Below are 14758 nucleotides of genomic sequence, written 5' to 3' on the forward strand. Positions count from 1 at the left end.
ATGACGCTAGGGAGCTTGTAGCGCAACCCGCCATTTTACCGGGAGCGGCGCACAGCCATGCCCTTGCCCGGCAAGGCTTGAGGGGCGATGGGATAATTGCGGCATGAGTATCACCATCAAAACCGCAGAGGACATCGCCGGCATGCGCCTCGCCTGCCGCCTGGCCTCTGAAGTGCTGGACTACATCGCACCGCACATCAAACCCGGCATCACCACCAAGGAAATCGACCGCCTGGGGGCCGAATGCATGGCTGCACAAGGCACCATTTCCGCCACCGTGGGTTACCAGCCACCGGGCTACCCGCCCTACCCTGGCGCGCTGTGCACCTCGGTCAACCATGTGGTGTGCCACGGCATCCCCAACGACAAGCCGCTCAAGAAGGGCGATATCGTCAATGTGGACGTCACCGTGATCACCAAGGACGGCTGGTATGGCGACAACAGCCGCATGTACCTGATCGGCGAGTGCTCGATTGCCGCCAAACGCCTGTCTGCGCTCACCTATGACGCGATGTGGCTGGGCATCCAGCAAGTGCGCCCCGGCGCGCACCTGGGCGACATCGGCCACGCCATCCAGAAATTTGCCGAAGGGCATGGCTTCTCGGTGGTGCGCGAGTTCTGCGGCCACGGCATCGGCAAGGTGTTCCACGAAGAACCCCAGGTGCTGCACTACGGCCGCCCCGGCACGCTGGAAGAACTCAAGCCCGGCATGGTGTTCACCATCGAGCCCATGATCAATGCGGGCCGGCGCGAGATCAAGGAGTTCGGCAACGACGGCTGGACCATCGTCACCAAGGACCACAGCCTGTCGGCCCAATGGGAGCACACGGTGCTGGTTACCGAAACAGGCTACGAGGTAATGACGCTTTCCGCTGGCTCCCCCCGCTGCCAGCGTTTGTGACCGCCACAAGCACCTGAAGCACCCGCGAGCACAACTCTTGCTTGCACAGGTCATGGCCCACCGCTTTCTTCATTTCCCCTGCCCATGACCGAAATACACGCCCTGCGGGACACCTACCGCCGCGACAAGGCGGCCCTGCTCGCCTCCATGCAGGCCACCGGCGCCTCGACCCGCGGCATCCGCCTGATGTTGCGCAAGCTATCCACCCTCGCGGGCGGGTTGCTGCAGACGCTGTGGCAGCGCGCCATGCTGCCCGCCGACCTGGCCCTGGTGGCCGTGGGTGGCTTCGGGCGTGACCAGCTGTTTCCTTACTCCGATGTCGATGTGCTGTTGCTGCTGCCCGAAGGCTGCACGACAGAGTCGGGGTGCGAGTTGCGCACCCGGCTGGAGAGCTTCATTGGCAGCTGCTGGGATGCAGGCCTGGAAATTGGCTCCAGCGTGCGCACCGTAGCGGAATGTCTGGCCGAAGCGGCGCAGGATGTGACGGTGCAGACATCGTTGCTGGAGGCTCGCTTGGTCTGCGGCAGCCCGGCGCTGTTTGCGCAGTTCCAGCAGCAATACCGCGCACAGATGAACCCGCAGGCTTTTCTGGTGGCCAAGACACTGGAGATGCGCCAGCGGCATACCAAGTACGAAAACACGCCGTACGCGCTGGAACCCAATTGCAAGGAGTCGCCCGGGGGTTTGCGCGACCTGCAGATGATTTTGTGGGTGGCAAGCGCCGCCGGCCTGGGCAACACCTGGAAAGAACTGGCGGCCAGCGGCCTTGCCACAGCGTTCGAACTGCGCCAGATTGAGCGCAACGAGGCCCTGCTGTGCCTGGTGCGCGCGCGCCTGCATGCCATTGCCGGGCGCCATGAAGACCGGCTGGTGTTCGACCTGCAGACGGCCGTGGCTGAATCATTTGGCTACCGTTCGCAAGCGCCCGATGGCACGGGCCTGCCCATGCGCGCCAGCGAAGCCCTGATGCGCCGCTACTACTGGGCGGCCAAGGCGGTGTCGCAACTCACCCAGATTCTGCTGCTGAACATCGAAGAGCGCCTGAATCCCTCGACCCACGCGCCGCGCCCTATCAATGCGCGGTTTTTCGAAAAAGCCGGGCTCATCGAGGTGGCCAGCGACGACCTGTATGAGCGTGATCCGCACGCAATCCTGGAAACCTTCCTGCTCTACCAGACCAGCGTCGGGCTCAAGGATCTTTCGGCGCGCACCCTGCGTGCGCTGTACAACGCACGTGGCGTGATGGACGGCGCCTTCCGGCGCGACCCGGTCAACCGCGCCGCCTTCATGCGCATCCTGCAGCAGCCCTCGGGCATCACACATGCCATGCGGCTCATGAACCAGACGTCGGTGCTGGGGCGTTACCTGTGGGCATTTCGAGGCATCGTCGGGCAGATGCAGCACGACCTGTTCCACGTCTACACCGTAGACCAGCACATCCTCATGGTGCTGCGCAACATGCGCCGCTTCTTCATGGCCGAGCATGCCCATGAGTACCCGTTTTGCTCCCAGCTCGCCGCCGGCTGGGACAAGCCGTGGATTTTGTACATCGCCGCGCTGTTCCACGACATCGGCAAGGGCCGCGGCGGCGACCATTCGCAAATTGGCGCCATGGAAGTGCGCCGCTTTTGCCGCCACCACGGCGTGGACAAAGAAGACGCCCAGCTCATCGAGTTCCTGGTCCGCGAACACCTGGGCATGAGCCGCATCGCCCAGAAAGAAGACCTGAGCGATCCCGACGTGATCGCAGCCTTTGCGCGCCGCGTGGGCAATGAGCGCTACCTGACTGCGCTGTACCTGCTTACGGTGGCCGACATCCGCGGCACCAGCCCCAAGGTCTGGAATGCCTGGAAGGGCAAGCTGCTGGAAGACCTGTACCGCGCCACCCTGCGCACGCTGGGCGGCAGGGCCCCCGACGCGGCCGCCGAAATCGAAGCCCGCAAGCGTGAAGCGCTGGTGCTGCTGGCCCTCAACGCCCTGCCCTTCGAGGCCCACAAGGCGTTGTGGGCCACACTCGACGTCAGCTATTTCATGCGCCACGAGGCCGCCGACATTGCCTGGCACACACGCCACCTTTCGCGCCATGTGGGTGCGACCCAACCGGTGGTGCGTGCACGCCAGTCGCTCGCGGGCGAAGGCTTGCAGGTGATGGTTTACGCACCCGACCAGCCGGACCTGTTTGCCCGCATCTGCGGTTACTTTGACCGTGCCGGCTTCAGCATCCTGGATGCGCGCGTGCATACCGCCAACAATGGCCACGCGCTCGACACGTTCCAGGTCGTGGCCTCTGCCCAGCCCGGCCATTACCGCGAACTCACGCACATGGTGGAAAGCGACCTGGTGCGTGCCATTGAGACCGGTGGGCCGCTGCCCGACCCCGCGGCCAAGCGCGTGTCGCGCCGCGTCAAGAGCTTTCCGGTGGCACCCCGCGTCACGCTGCGCCCCGATGAAAAAGCCCAGCGCTGGCTGCTGGCCATCTCGGCCAGCGACCGCGCCGGCTTGCTCTATCTGGTGGCCCGCATCCTGGCCCGGCACCAGCTCAGCGTGCAGCTGGCCAAAGTGAGCACATTGGGCGAACGCGTCGAGGATACCTTCCTGATACAAGGCCCCGAACTGCAGAACAATGCCAGGCAGATCGAGATAGAAACCGAGTTGCTCCAGGCACTTTCAGCCTGACAAACCGTGAGCTGACTGCCGGGGTGCAAAGAACCGTCGTCGCTCACCTCCCGATCATCACGCCAAATGGGTGCCGCCAGCATCGTAGGCAGTCAGAACACGGTGAGCCACCATGTCCAGAGCAGGCCGGGTATTGCCCTGCTTGTCCGTCCAGACCCGGGGCGTGAGGCCACCTGCCAAGGCGATGGGCTCGCCCTCACCGAGCGCCTGCAGGGCCGAGCACACAGCGGACTCGAAGCCGATCACATTCACGATCAGCGTCTCGCCATCGCCACTGCTGGCCAACACCTTGGCCACCGCAAAAGGTTTGCCGGCCTTGTCGATGCGCAGCTCTGCCGGTCCAAAAAGCTTTCCTGCGACGAGTCCACTGATCATGAGATTTCCTGTAGGGGGCAATGGAACAGGGCCAGCCTGAGTGGCCTTGAACGCGCAAAGCAAAAAAGCCCAGAACCTTTCGGCTCTGGGCTTTTGCTATCAATGGTCGGCGTGGCGGGATTCGAACTCGCGACCCCTTGCACCCCATGCAAGTGCGCTACCAGGCTGCGCTACACGCCGACAAGACTTAAATTATATACAGAAATATCTTCAGTTCAGCGAAAGCAGGGCACGAATCTCAAATAATTCCTGACGCACTGCATAGTTGTCGAGTAAGTCGCCAGTGGCATTGACGCTGGCGCCCTGCATGGCAACGCCGCCCTCGAGCAACGACTCCGATTCCGACATCAACGTCTGCGCAAGCGTTTCATCATGCGCCGCAGGCGCAGAATCCTGCAAGCGGTTGCGCGCACCGCTGATGGTGAAGCCCTGGTCATACAAAAGATCCCGGATGCGGCGGATCATGAGCACCTCATGGTGCTGGTAATACCGGCGATTGCCTCGCCGCTTCATCGGCCGCAACTGGGTGAATTCCTGTTCCCAGTAGCGCAGAACATGGGGCTTGACACCACACAACTCCGCCACTTCACCAATCGTGAAGTACCGTTTGGCGGGGATGGAAGGAAGCAGGGTACCCATGGATGCTGGTTCAGACGAAAAGCTGACTAGCGTACTGCAGACGGCCCGCAGGCGCCAGACTGAAATAACAATTCAGCCATCTACTGGCCGAATATTCACGCACCAGCAGAACCCGCGGACTGGATCTGCTCCTTGAGCTTGCTGCTGGCATGAAACGTCACCACCCGGCGCGCCTGGATGGGGATGGCTTCCCCCGTGCGCGGGTTGCGCCCCGGTCGCGGCGCCTTGGTACGGATCTGGAAATTTCCAAAACCCGAGAGCTTGACGTCTTTGCCATCCACGAGGCGTTGTGCGATCAAGTCGAAAAAAGCGTCGATCATGTCTTTGGACTCGCGCTTGTTCAACCCGATCTGATCGAACAGGAGATCGGCCAGTTGCGCCTTGGTCAGCGCAGGGGTTTCGATACTTTCTACCGCAAATTCAATCACGTAGGCACTCCCGGTTCTACATCAAACACGCAACCGTCCACCGGTGCGGGCGACCAATTGGGCCACAACAGCCTGCACCGCAGTATCGATCTCGGCTTCCGTCAGCGTTGCTTCGGCACGCCCCAGCGTCAGGCGCACCGCCAGACTCTTCTCGCCGGGGGCCAGTCCGCCAGCGGGCGCAGCTTCGCCAACGCGCAAGGGCTTGGGTCGGTACACATCAAACAGCACGGCAGAACGCAGCATGGTGCCGGGCACGGCCGCCGCGATGGCATCCATCACCTCGGCATGCGTCACGCGTTCGGCAACCACCACCGCCAGGTCACGCTCGACCGCCTGGTGCTTGGTGACCGGCTGGAACTGGCGCACCACGCGCTGCAGTACAGCGTCAAGCTCCAGCTCGAACATCACTGGCGCCTGGGGCAGATCCCAGGATTGGCGCCACTGCGGATGCAGCTCGCCCACAAAGCCGATGGCGCGGCCATCCACCAGCACGCGTGCGCAGCGGCCGGGGTGCATGGCGGGGTGGGTGCCGGGCTCGAACGTGGCACGCAACGGCGCCAGCAATGCCTCGACATCGCCCTTCACGTCAAAGAAGTCGATGGCCTGCTCCTTGCGGCCCCATTGCAGCATGTCGTTCGGGCCGTAAGCCAGGCCCGACACCCGCATGGGCTGGTGAAAGCCTTCAACCGTGGTGTCGGTGTTGCGCACGCTGGCATCACGCAGGAACACGCGGCCCAGCTCGAAAACGCGCACCCGCTCGGCCTTGCGGTCCAGATTGAACTTCAAAACCTGCAACAAAGAACCCAGCAAAGTCGAGCGCATCACGCTCATCTGGCTGGCGATCGGGTTGAGCAGCTTGATGGGCTGCGGGTTGGCGGCCAACTCGTGCTCCCAGCGTTCTTCCACAAAGCTGAAATTGATCGTCTCCTGATACCCCAGGGCTGCCAGCGAACGGCGCACCGCAAACGAACTGCGCGTGGCCTCGGGCGCCAGCTTGGGGGTGATGGGCGCCAGCGGCGGCGTGGTCGGCAGGTTGTTGTAGCCCACCATGCGGGCAACCTCTTCGATCAGGTCTTCTTCAATGGTGATGTCGAAACGGAACGACGGCGGGGTGACCGTGAGCGTTCCCTCCCCCTGCACCACGGGCAGCCCCAGGCGCTGCAGTGCATCGGCGCTTTGGGCTTGCGTCAGCGGCATGCCAATGACCTTGGCGGCACGCGCCACGCGCAGCGTGACGGGCTGCGGCGCAGGCAGGTTCACCGCCTGGTCATCCATGGGGCCGCAGGCTGTGTCGGGCGTGCCGCAGATGTCGATGACGAGTTGGGTGATGCGCTCGATGTGCTCCACCGTCAGGCTCGGATCTACGCCGCGCTCAAAACGGTGACCGGCATCGGTCGAGAAATTGAAGCGGCGCGAACGGCCTGCGACGGCCTTGGGCCACCAGAAGGCGGCTTCGATGTAGATGTGCCGGGTGTCGTCAGACACCGCCGTGGCGTCACCGCCCATGATGCCCGCCAGCGATTCAACCTGGCTGTCATCGGCGATCACACCCACTTTGTCGTCCACCGTGATGGTGTTGCCATTGAGCAGCTTGAGCTGCTCGCCCGGCTTGCCCCAGCGTACGTCCAGGCCGCCGTGAATCTTGTCCAGATCGAAAATGTGCGAAGGTCGGCCCAGTTCGAACATCACGTAATTGGAAATGTCCACCAGCGGAGAGACTCCGCGCTGGCCGCAGCGCGCCAGGCGGTCCAGCATCCATTGGGGCGTAGCGGCACGCGTGTTCACGTGGCGCACGATGCGGCCGGAGAAGCGGCCGCACAGGTCGGGGGCGCTCACCTTGACGGGCAGCTTGTCGGCCACCTTTGCGGCCACGGCGGGAAACGACGGCTGCTGCAGCGGCACGCCGGTCAGCGCCGACACTTCGCGCGCAATGCCGTAAACGCTCAGGCAGTGCGCCAGGTTGGGCGTGAGCTTGAGGGTGAACAGCGTGTCATCCAGATTCAGGTGTTCACGGATGTCCTGGCCCACCGGTGCCGCAGCATCCAGCTCCAGCAGGCCACCGTGGTCTTCCGACAGCTTGAGCTCACGGGCGGAGCACAACATGCCTTGGCTCTCCACGCCACGCAGTTTGCCCACCTTGATGAGAAACGGCTTGCCATCATCACCCGGTGGGAGTTCGGCACCCACCAGGGCACAAGGCACCTTGATACCCACGCGGGCATTGGGCGCGCCACACACGATGTTGAGCAGGGCACCCTGCCCCATGCCATCCACCTGGCCGACATCGACCTGGCAAATGCGCAGGCGGTCAGCGTCGGGGTGCTGCACGGCTTCCTTGATCTCGCCCACCACGATCTTGGTGAACGGCGGGGCGACGGGGCGCAGCTCTTCCACCTCCAGACCGGCCATGGTCAGCGTGTCGGCCAGTTCTTGGGTGGTCAGCGGTGGGTTGCAGAATTCGCGCAACCAGGACTCGGGGAATTGCATAGGAAGACTCTTTGGCGTTAGCTCTTAAAAATATAGCTGCCCGCGCTCTTCAGTATTAGGTTTCAAGATAAAGACGTATTGAAACCCAATGAATACAGGCGCCAGCAGCTCACTTTTTTGCGTTACTGGAACTGCGACAGGAAACGGACATCGCCGTCAAAGAACAGGCGCAGATCGTTGACGCCATAACGCAGCATGGTCAGGCGGTCTGGTCCCATGCCAAACGCAAAGCCAATGTACTTCTCGGGATCGAGACCCATGTTGCGCACCACGTTGGGGTGCACCTGGCCCGAGCCAGCCACTTCGAGCCAGCGGCCCGCCAACGGGCCTGTCTGGAACTGGATGTCGATCTCGGCGCTGGGCTCGGTGAACGGAAAAAAGCTGGGGCGAAAGCGCAACACGAGATCGTCGCTTTCAAAGAACGTGCGGCAGAAATCCGTGAAGATGACCTTCAGGTCCTTGAAGCTCACGTTCTCGCCGATCCACAGGCCTTCGCACTGGTGGAACATGGGCGAGTGGGTGGCGTCGCTGTCCACGCGGTATGTGCGGCCCGGTACGATGACACGGATCTCAGGCATCGGCTGGCCGGCATCGAGAAGCGCGCGGTGTTTCTTGACGTGCTGAACAGCGTGCCGCACCTGCACAGGGCTGGTGTGCGTGCGCAGCAGGTTCGGGGCGCCGGGTGCACCGCCCTCGACGTAGAAGGTGTCATGCATGGAACGCGCAGGATGATCTTCCGGCGTGTTCAATGCGGTGAAGTTGAACCAATCGGTTTCGATCTCGGGGCCTTCGGCCACGTCAAAACCCATGGAGCCGAAGATGCCCTGGATGCGTTCGAGCGTGAGCGATACCGGGTGCAGCCCGCCCTGCCCGCGCTGGCGGCCCGGCAGGCTTACGTCCAGCGCCTCGGCCTTGAGTTGAAGCTGCAGTTCGGCATCGGCCAGGGCCTGGCGGCGCGCAGTAAGAGCTGCCTCGATCGCCTGCTTGGCCACGTTGATGGCCGCACCGCGGGATTTCTTTTCCTCGACGGAAAGCTGCGCCATGCCCTTCATGAGCTCGGTCACGCGGCCCGACTTGCCCAGAAACTGCGCCTTGGCGTTTTCGAGGTCAGCGGGGGTGACGCTTTGGGCAAACAGTTGCGTCGCGCTCTCGACCAGGGAATCCAACTCGTTCATATCGACTCTTGAAAATGAACAAGGGCTAGTGCCTTTTCAAGCCCTAGCCCTTGCTGTTATTGCGCAAGCAGCTATCAGAACGATAGCCGCTCATCGTGAACTCAAGCAGCCAGCTTGGCCTTGACTTGCTCCACGATGCTGCCAAAGGCAGCCTTGTCGTGCACTGCGAGGTCGGCCAGCATCTTGCGGTCGATCTCGATGGATGCCTTCTTCAGGCCGTTGGCGAACTGGCTGTAGGTCAGGCCCAGTTCACGGGCAGCGGCGTTGATACGGGCGATCCACAGCTGGCGGAACACGCGCTTCTTGGTGCGGCGGTCACGGTAGGCATATTGCCCAGCCTTCATTACCGCCTGTTTGGCGATACGGAAGACGTTACCGCGGCGACCACGGAAACCCTTGGCAAGGGCGAGAACTTTTTTGTGACGGGCACGGGCCGTTACACCACGTTTGACGCGAGGCATGTATGTACTCCTTGTTCGTCGTTATTAAAGGCCAGCGCTGGGCAGCATTTGTGCGATCGAGCCCATATTGGTCTCATGCACAGCAACTGCACCACGCAGGTGGCGCTTGTTCTTGGTGGTCTTCTTGGTCAAGATGTGACGCTTGAAGGCTTGACCGCGCTTGACGGTGCCACCGGGACGAACGCGGAAACGTTTTTTCGCGCTGCTCTTGGTCTTCATTTTGGGCATGTGAATGCTCCTTTTCGTTGTGCTCGTGAGGCGTTTGCAAACCGATCTGCAAACTTGTTGGCCCCGAGCCACTTTTATTGAAAGGCTTTCGCCTTTCGTTCGGCGGCGCCGAAGCACCGCCTTTTCGAATGCCACACCCTTGAGGGCGAGACATTCAAATTCTCAGTTTTTCTCAGGCCGAGGTGCCCGTTGCCGAGGCACCTTCTGCTGCCGGCTTGGCAGCAGCAGGCTTCTTCTTGCCAGGGGCGATCATCATGATCATCTGGCGGCCTTCCAGCTTGGGAAACTGCTCGATGAGGATGGTGTCAGCCAGCTCGTCGCGGATGCGATTGAGCAAGGCCAAACCCAATTCCTGGTGCGTGATTTCACGACCGCGAAACCGCAGCGTGATCTTGCACTTGTCTCCGTCCGCCAGAAAACGGCGGATGTTGCGCATCTTGATGTTGTAGTCGCCATCGTCCGTACCCGGACGGAATTTGACTTCCTTGATCTCGATGACCGTCTGCTTGGCCTTGGCTTCGGCAGCACGCTTTTGTTCCTGGTACTTGAACTTGCCATAGTCCATCAGGCGGCACACCGGCGGATTCGCCGTCGCGGCGATTTCCACCAGATCCACATCCAGCTCGCCCGCCATGCGCAAGGCTTCCATCAAGCTCACAACGCCCAAAGGCTCATTCTCAGGACCGGAAAGACGAACTTCCGGGGCCATGATTTCACGGTTCAGGCGGTGCTTGCGCTCTTCACGGTGGCGACGATCACGAAATTCAGTAGCGATGGCTATCTTCCTTGAATCAAAATGCTACAAAAATAGTAGCTAACACCGCACAGTGGGCGCACGCCAGAGCATGTTTTCAATCAAAATCACACTTTGGAAGCGATGTCCTGGGCGATCAGTTCTGCGAACGCTTCAACGGACATCACGCCGAGGTCTCGATTGCCCCGGCCGCGCACTGCGACGGCACCTGCTGCCTTCTCCTTGTCACCAGCGACAAGTATGTAAGGCAGCTTTTGCAACGAATGCTCGCGTATTTTATACGTAATCTTTTCGTTGCGCAGATCCAGGGCCACCCTAAGGTCCTGATGGGGCAACGCTTTTTGCAGTTTTGCAGCAATTTCCCGACAGTAATCGCCCTGTGCGTCAGTGATGTTCAGCACCGCAATCTGCACCGGCGCCAGCCAGACCGGCAACGCGCCGGCGTGCTGCTCAATCAGGATGCCGATGAAGCGCTCCAGACTGCCCACAATGGCACGGTGCAGCATGACAGGGCGATGGCGGGCGCCGTCCTCACCCACGTATTCGGCATCCAGGCGCTCGGGCATGGAGAAATCGACCTGCATGGTGCCGCACTGCCACTGCCGGCCAATCGCATCCTTGAGCGTGTACTCGATCTTGGGGCCGTAGAAAGCGCCATCGCCGGGAGCGATTTCAAACTCACAGCCGGACGCGCGCAGGCTTTCCATCAGCGCGTGCTCCGCCTTGTCCCAGCTTTCGTCGGAACCAATTCGGGCCTCGGGGCGGGTTGCCACCTTGTAGATGATGTTGTTAAAACCAAAGTCCTTATAGACCTTCTGCAGCAGCGCCGTGTAGGCAGTGCACTCGGGCAGGATATGGTCCTCAGTGCAGAAGATATGCCCGTCATCCTGCGTGAAGCCGCGCACGCGCATGATGCCGTGCAGACCGCCCGTGGGCTCGTTGCGGTGGCACTGGCCGAATTCACCATAGCGCAACGGCAGGTCGCGGTAACTCTTGATGCCCTGCTTGAAGATCAGAATGTGGCCAGGGCAGTTCATCGGCTTGAGGGCGTAGTCACGCTTCTCGCTCTCCGTCGTGAACATGTTGTCGCGGTATTTGTCCCAGTGACCGGTCTTCTCCCACAGCGTCTTGTCGAGCAACTGCGGGCCCTTGACCTCCAGGTAGCCGTTGTCACGGTACACGCGGCGCATGTACTGCTCCACCTCCTGCCACACGGACCAGCCTTTGGGATGCCAGAAAACGACACCCGGCGCATGGTCGTCAATGTGGAACAGATCGAGCTCACGCCCCAGCTTGCGGTGGTCGCGCTTCTCGGCCTCTTCCAGCATGGTGAGGTACTGCTGCAATTCGTCTTTGGTAGCCCAGGCCGTGCCGTAGACGCGCTGCAGCATCTCGTTGCGGTGATCGCCGCGCCAGTAGGCACCCGCCACCTTCATGAGCTTGAAGAACTTGAGCTTGCCGGTGCTGGGCACGTGGGGGCCACGGCACAGGTCTTCAAACGCACCTTCGCGGTACAGACTCACGTCTTCATTGCTGGGAATGCTGGCAATGATTTCGGCCTTGTAGTGCTCGCCCAGGCCCTTGAAATAGGCCACCGCTTCATCGCGCGGCAGCACACGGCGCACCACGGGCTCGTCCTTGGCTGCCAGTTCGGTCATGCGTTTTTCGATGGCGACGAGGTCTTCGGGCGTGAAGGGGCGTTTGTACGAGAAATCGTAGAAGAACCCGTTCTCGATCACCGGGCCAATCGTGACTTGCGCGTCGGGAAACAGCTCCTTGACCGCATAGGCCAGCAAGTGGGCCGTGGAGTGGCGGATCACCTCCAAGCCATCTGCATCCTTGGCCGTGATGATCGACAGCGGGCTGTCGGCCGTGATCGGATAGCTGGTGTCCACCACCTTGCCGTCGATCTTTCCCGCCAGGGCCGCCTTGGCCAGGCCAGCGCCAATGGAGGCAGCCACCTCGGCCACAGTGACAGGGCCCGGAAATTCGCGCCGTGAACCGTCTGGAAGCGTGATGTGAATCATGGGGTAGCTCTTTCTATTCAATCGGTGTATTGGGTACGGGCACGCGCCAGGCCCAGAAACAAAAAAGCGCGGAACAGGTCCGCGCTCTTTTTGGAAGTGTGTGCAATCTCGTGCAGGCGCGAACATCCAGCCTCAGCGGCCGGTCAACATCTCCGATGTAGTTCGCGGTGTCATAACCAGATTGCCTTTCTCGCTCTTGTGCAGTGAATTTGTTCACATTTTAACCTTGATGCCAACAAAAAAGCCCGAAGCGGCTGCTTCGGGCTTTCATCCGGTGCATTTTGCGCCCCACCAAAGCGGCGCATCAGCCCCGCAGATCAGTGGAACTGCTCTTCTTCGGTCGAACCCGTCAGGGCCTTGACAGAAGACGAACCGCCCTGGATCACCGTGGTCACGTCGTCAAAGTAGCCTGCGCCCACTTCCTGCTGGTGCGACACGAAGGTGTAGCCCTTTTCGCGTGCTGCGAATTCAGGCTCTTGCACCATCTCGGTGTAGTGCTTCATGCCTTCGCCCTGGGCGTATGCATGGGCGAACTGGAAAGTGTTGAACAGGCCAAAGATCCTCGTAAGTTGAAGATTTACAAGCGCTTTTTCACCTTTTTCAGGTTGCTTTTCTGCACCACCCACCCATCCCCCAACTGGTGTTTCTATGCCGGGTTCTGATGGTCAATGGGATCAACACTTTTCCTTGCTCCAGGCCATGGCGCTCCCACCACCCACCCAACCCAGCCATCTTTTCCGCTGGGGGGGTGGAGGGGGAAGATTTTGCCCAGTTTTTCCGCTACGCGCTGGCCCTTTGGCTTTCCAGTCCTGGACCAATGGCGGCATTGGCTGCGGCGTCCACGGCGGCATGCAATGTGGCATCAGACAAGTGTGCGTAACGCTGCGTCGTCTTGACCTGGGAATGCCCCAACAGCTTGGGAGTCACTTAGTACAGCAAACGGTACGAACAGCAACGCCATACCGTGCGAGGCCGCTGTACACCGACCGCGGCACGAATGACTGGTTCTCAAGGCGGCGAGCGACCGCAACGGGTCGAATCCAGCCCTCCAGAAACACAAAAACCACCCAACGCCAAAGCATCAGGTGGTTTTCAGTAACCCCAGCACCCCCGCGGGCACCGGGCGAGTCAGATCAGTGGAACTGCTCTTCTTCGGTCGAACCCGTCAGGGCCTTCACGCTGGACGAGCCACCCTGGATCACCGTGGTCACGTCATCGAAGTAGCCTGCGCCCACTTCCTGCTGGTGCGACACAAAGGTGTAGCCCTTTTCGCGTGCAGCAAATTCAGGCTCCTGCACCATCTCGGTGTAGTGCTTCATGCCTTCGCCCTGGGCGTATGCATGAGCGAACTGGAAGGTGTTGAACCAGTTGATGTGGATGCCGGCCAGCGTGATGAACTGGTACTTGTAGCCCAGTGCGGACAGGTCGTCCTGGAACGAAGCGATCTGCTTGTCGTTGAGGTTTTTCTTCCAGTTGAACGATGGCGAGCAGTTGTACGACAGCAGCTTGCCGGGGCAAGCAGCATGCACAGCCTGTGCGAACTCACGGGCGAAGCCGATGTCTGGCACGCCGGTTTCGCACCAGACCAGGTCCGCGTAGGGGGCGTAGGCCACGCCACGGCTAATGGCCTGTTCCAGGCCGTTCTTCACGCGGTAGAAGCCTTCTTGCGTGCGCTCGCCGGTCAGGAAAGGCTTGTCGTTGGCGTCGTGATCGGACGTGATCAGGTTGGCGGCTTCGGCATCGGTACGGGCCAGCACAATGGTGGACACGCCCATCACGTCAGCGGCAAAGCGTGCCGAGATCAGCTTCTCGCAAGCTTCTTGCGTGGGCACCAGCACCTTGCCACCCATGTGGCCGCACTTCTTCACTGCGGCCAGCTGGTCTTCGAAGTGAACACCGGCAGCGCCCGAAGCGATCATGTTCTTCATCAGCTCGAATGCGTTCAGCACGCCACCGAAACCGGCTTCTGCGTCAGCCACGATAGGCAGGAAGTAGTCGATGAATTCCTTGTCGCCGGGGTTGATGCCACGGCCCCACTGGATTTCGTCAGCGCGCTTGAAGGTGTTGTTGATGCGGCGAACCATGGTGGGCACCGAGTCGTAGGCATACAGCGACTGGTCGGGGTACATGGTTTCCGAGGTGTTGCCGTCGGCAGCCACTTGCCAACCCGACAGGTACACGGCTTCGAGGCCAGCCTTGGCTTGCTGCATGGCCTGGCCGGCAGAGATGGCGCCGAACGCGTTGACGTAGCCCTTCTTGGCCCCGCCGTTGATCTTGTCCCACAGCTTTTCAGCACCGCGCTTGGCCAGCGTGTGCTCGATGGGCAGCGAGCCGCGCAGGCGCACCACGTCAGCAGCAGAGTAACCGCGCTTGACACCCTTCCAGCGGGGGTTCTGCGCCCAGTCTTTTTCCAGGGCGGCAATTTGCTGTTCGCGGCTCAGTTGTTCATTCAGGGATTGGGGCATGAGATCACTCCAGAGGTAGGTTGAAAACGCCGGGCTGCCACTGTGCCGCCCTTGGAGACAACTTTATGTCTTCTATAAGACTTGCGCAAGCTCTTATGTCTTATATAAGAGATAAATTTTTTCATTAAAAAACAATGACTTA

General features: G+C 61.1%; 11 protein-coding genes, 1 tRNA gene and 2 pseudogenes. 2 read left to right on the forward strand and 12 right to left on the reverse strand.

The window, feature by feature from the left end; genetic code table 11:
• The first annotated feature begins 103 nt into the window (after positions 1 to 103).
• Both map and CBP34_RS10920 read left to right on the forward strand, forming a co-directional pair.
• A pseudogene (gene map, locus CBP34_RS10915) lies at positions 104 to 918 on the forward strand (type I methionyl aminopeptidase).
• Between the two features lie 67 nt (positions 919 to 985).
• Positions 986 to 3577, forward strand: coding sequence for a [protein-PII] uridylyltransferase (locus CBP34_RS10920; protein WP_094098042.1), 2592 nt, complete (start codon positions 986 to 988; stop codon positions 3575 to 3577).
• A 57-nt stretch (positions 3578 to 3634) separates the two neighbouring features.
• Here the strand turns inward: CBP34_RS10920 and CBP34_RS10925 are convergent, their stop codons facing one another.
• The 12 genes and pseudogenes from CBP34_RS10925 to aceA all read right to left on the reverse strand — a co-directional run bounded on the left by CBP34_RS10925 (position 3635) and on the right by aceA (position 14616).
• Positions 3635 to 3952, reverse strand: coding sequence for a single-stranded DNA-binding protein (locus CBP34_RS10925; protein WP_094098043.1), 318 nt, complete (start codon positions 3950 to 3952; stop codon positions 3635 to 3637).
• Between the two features lie 103 nt (positions 3953 to 4055).
• Positions 4056 to 4132 (reverse strand) — tRNA-Pro (locus CBP34_RS10930).
• A gap of 30 nt (positions 4133 to 4162) precedes the next feature.
• The gene (locus tag CBP34_RS10935) at positions 4163 to 4591 is read right to left on the reverse strand and encodes a MerR family transcriptional regulator (protein WP_094098044.1); all 429 of its coding nucleotides are present in this window, start codon (positions 4589 to 4591) and stop codon (positions 4163 to 4165) included.
• A gap of 95 nt (positions 4592 to 4686) precedes the next feature.
• Positions 4687 to 5019 carry an integration host factor subunit alpha gene (locus CBP34_RS10940; protein WP_086912601.1) on the reverse strand — a complete coding sequence of 111 codons (333 nt, stop codon included), beginning with the start codon at positions 5017 to 5019 and terminating at the stop codon, positions 4687 to 4689.
• Positions 5020 to 5040: 21 nt separating this feature from the next.
• Entirely contained in the window at positions 5041 to 7506 is a 2466-nt protein-coding gene (pheT, locus tag CBP34_RS10945; RefSeq protein WP_094098045.1) for a phenylalanine--tRNA ligase subunit beta, read from the reverse strand.
• A gap of 122 nt (positions 7507 to 7628) precedes the next feature.
• Positions 7629 to 8681, reverse strand: coding sequence for a phenylalanine--tRNA ligase subunit alpha (gene pheS, locus CBP34_RS10950; protein ID WP_086912603.1), 1053 nt, complete (start codon positions 8679 to 8681; stop codon positions 7629 to 7631).
• A 101-nt stretch (positions 8682 to 8782) separates the two neighbouring features.
• Positions 8783 to 9142: a 50S ribosomal protein L20 gene (gene rplT / locus CBP34_RS10955; RefSeq protein ID WP_005795139.1), complete on the reverse strand. Its 360-nt coding sequence runs from the start codon at positions 9140 to 9142 to the stop codon at positions 8783 to 8785.
• 24 nt (positions 9143 to 9166) lie between these two features.
• Complete coding sequence (gene rpmI / locus CBP34_RS10960) at positions 9167 to 9370, reverse strand: 50S ribosomal protein L35 (protein WP_055402683.1); 204 nt, start codon at positions 9368 to 9370, stop codon at positions 9167 to 9169.
• Between the two features lie 172 nt (positions 9371 to 9542).
• Entirely contained in the window at positions 9543 to 10079 is a 537-nt protein-coding gene (gene infC / locus CBP34_RS10965) for a translation initiation factor IF-3 (protein WP_236748405.1), read from the reverse strand.
• 152 nt (positions 10080 to 10231) lie between these two features.
• Positions 10232 to 12151: a threonine--tRNA ligase gene (gene thrS, locus CBP34_RS10970; protein ID WP_094098046.1), complete on the reverse strand. Its 1920-nt coding sequence runs from the start codon at positions 12149 to 12151 to the stop codon at positions 10232 to 10234.
• A 317-nt stretch (positions 12152 to 12468) separates the two neighbouring features.
• Positions 12469 to 12699, reverse strand: a pseudogene (locus tag CBP34_RS10975) (isocitrate lyase); the annotation flags it as partial.
• 585 nt (positions 12700 to 13284) lie between these two features.
• Positions 13285 to 14616, reverse strand: a complete 1332-nt coding sequence (aceA, locus tag CBP34_RS10980; protein WP_094098047.1) for an isocitrate lyase — start codon at positions 14614 to 14616, stop codon at positions 13285 to 13287.
• Between the last annotated feature and the right edge of the window lie 142 nt (positions 14617 to 14758).

The sequence above is a fragment of the Acidovorax carolinensis genome (genome assembly GCF_002157145.1).
In the GTDB taxonomy this organism is placed as follows: domain Bacteria; phylum Pseudomonadota; class Gammaproteobacteria; order Burkholderiales; family Burkholderiaceae_C; genus Acidovorax; species Acidovorax carolinensis.

Bases quoted from the DNA above. Each gene is read 5' to 3' on its own strand.
- CBP34_RS10920 (WP_094098042.1), top strand. From the start codon at position 986: ATGACCGAAATACACGCCCTGCGGGACACCTACCGCCGCGACAAGGCG.
- rplT (WP_005795139.1), bottom strand. From the start codon at position 9,142: ATGCCTCGCGTCAAACGTGGTGTAACGGCCCGTGCCCGTCACAAAAAA.
- pheT (WP_094098045.1), bottom strand. From the start codon at position 7,506: ATGCAATTCCCCGAGTCCTGGTTGCGCGAATTCTGCAACCCACCGCTG.
- thrS (WP_094098046.1), bottom strand. From the start codon at position 12,151: ATGATTCACATCACGCTTCCAGACGGTTCACGGCGCGAATTTCCGGGC.
- rpmI (WP_055402683.1), bottom strand. From the start codon at position 9,370: ATGCCCAAAATGAAGACCAAGAGCAGCGCGAAAAAACGTTTCCGCGTT.
- pheS (WP_086912603.1), bottom strand. From the start codon at position 8,681: ATGAACGAGTTGGATTCCCTGGTCGAGAGCGCGACGCAACTGTTTGCC.
- CBP34_RS10925 (WP_094098043.1), bottom strand. From the start codon at position 3,952: ATGATCAGTGGACTCGTCGCAGGAAAGCTTTTTGGACCGGCAGAGCTG.
- CBP34_RS10935 (WP_094098044.1), bottom strand. From the start codon at position 4,591: ATGGGTACCCTGCTTCCTTCCATCCCCGCCAAACGGTACTTCACGATT.
- infC (WP_236748405.1), bottom strand. From the start codon at position 10,079: ATGGCCCCGGAAGTTCGTCTTTCCGGTCCTGAGAATGAGCCTTTGGGC.
- aceA (WP_094098047.1), bottom strand. From the start codon at position 14,616: ATGCCCCAATCCCTGAATGAACAACTGAGCCGCGAACAGCAAATTGCC.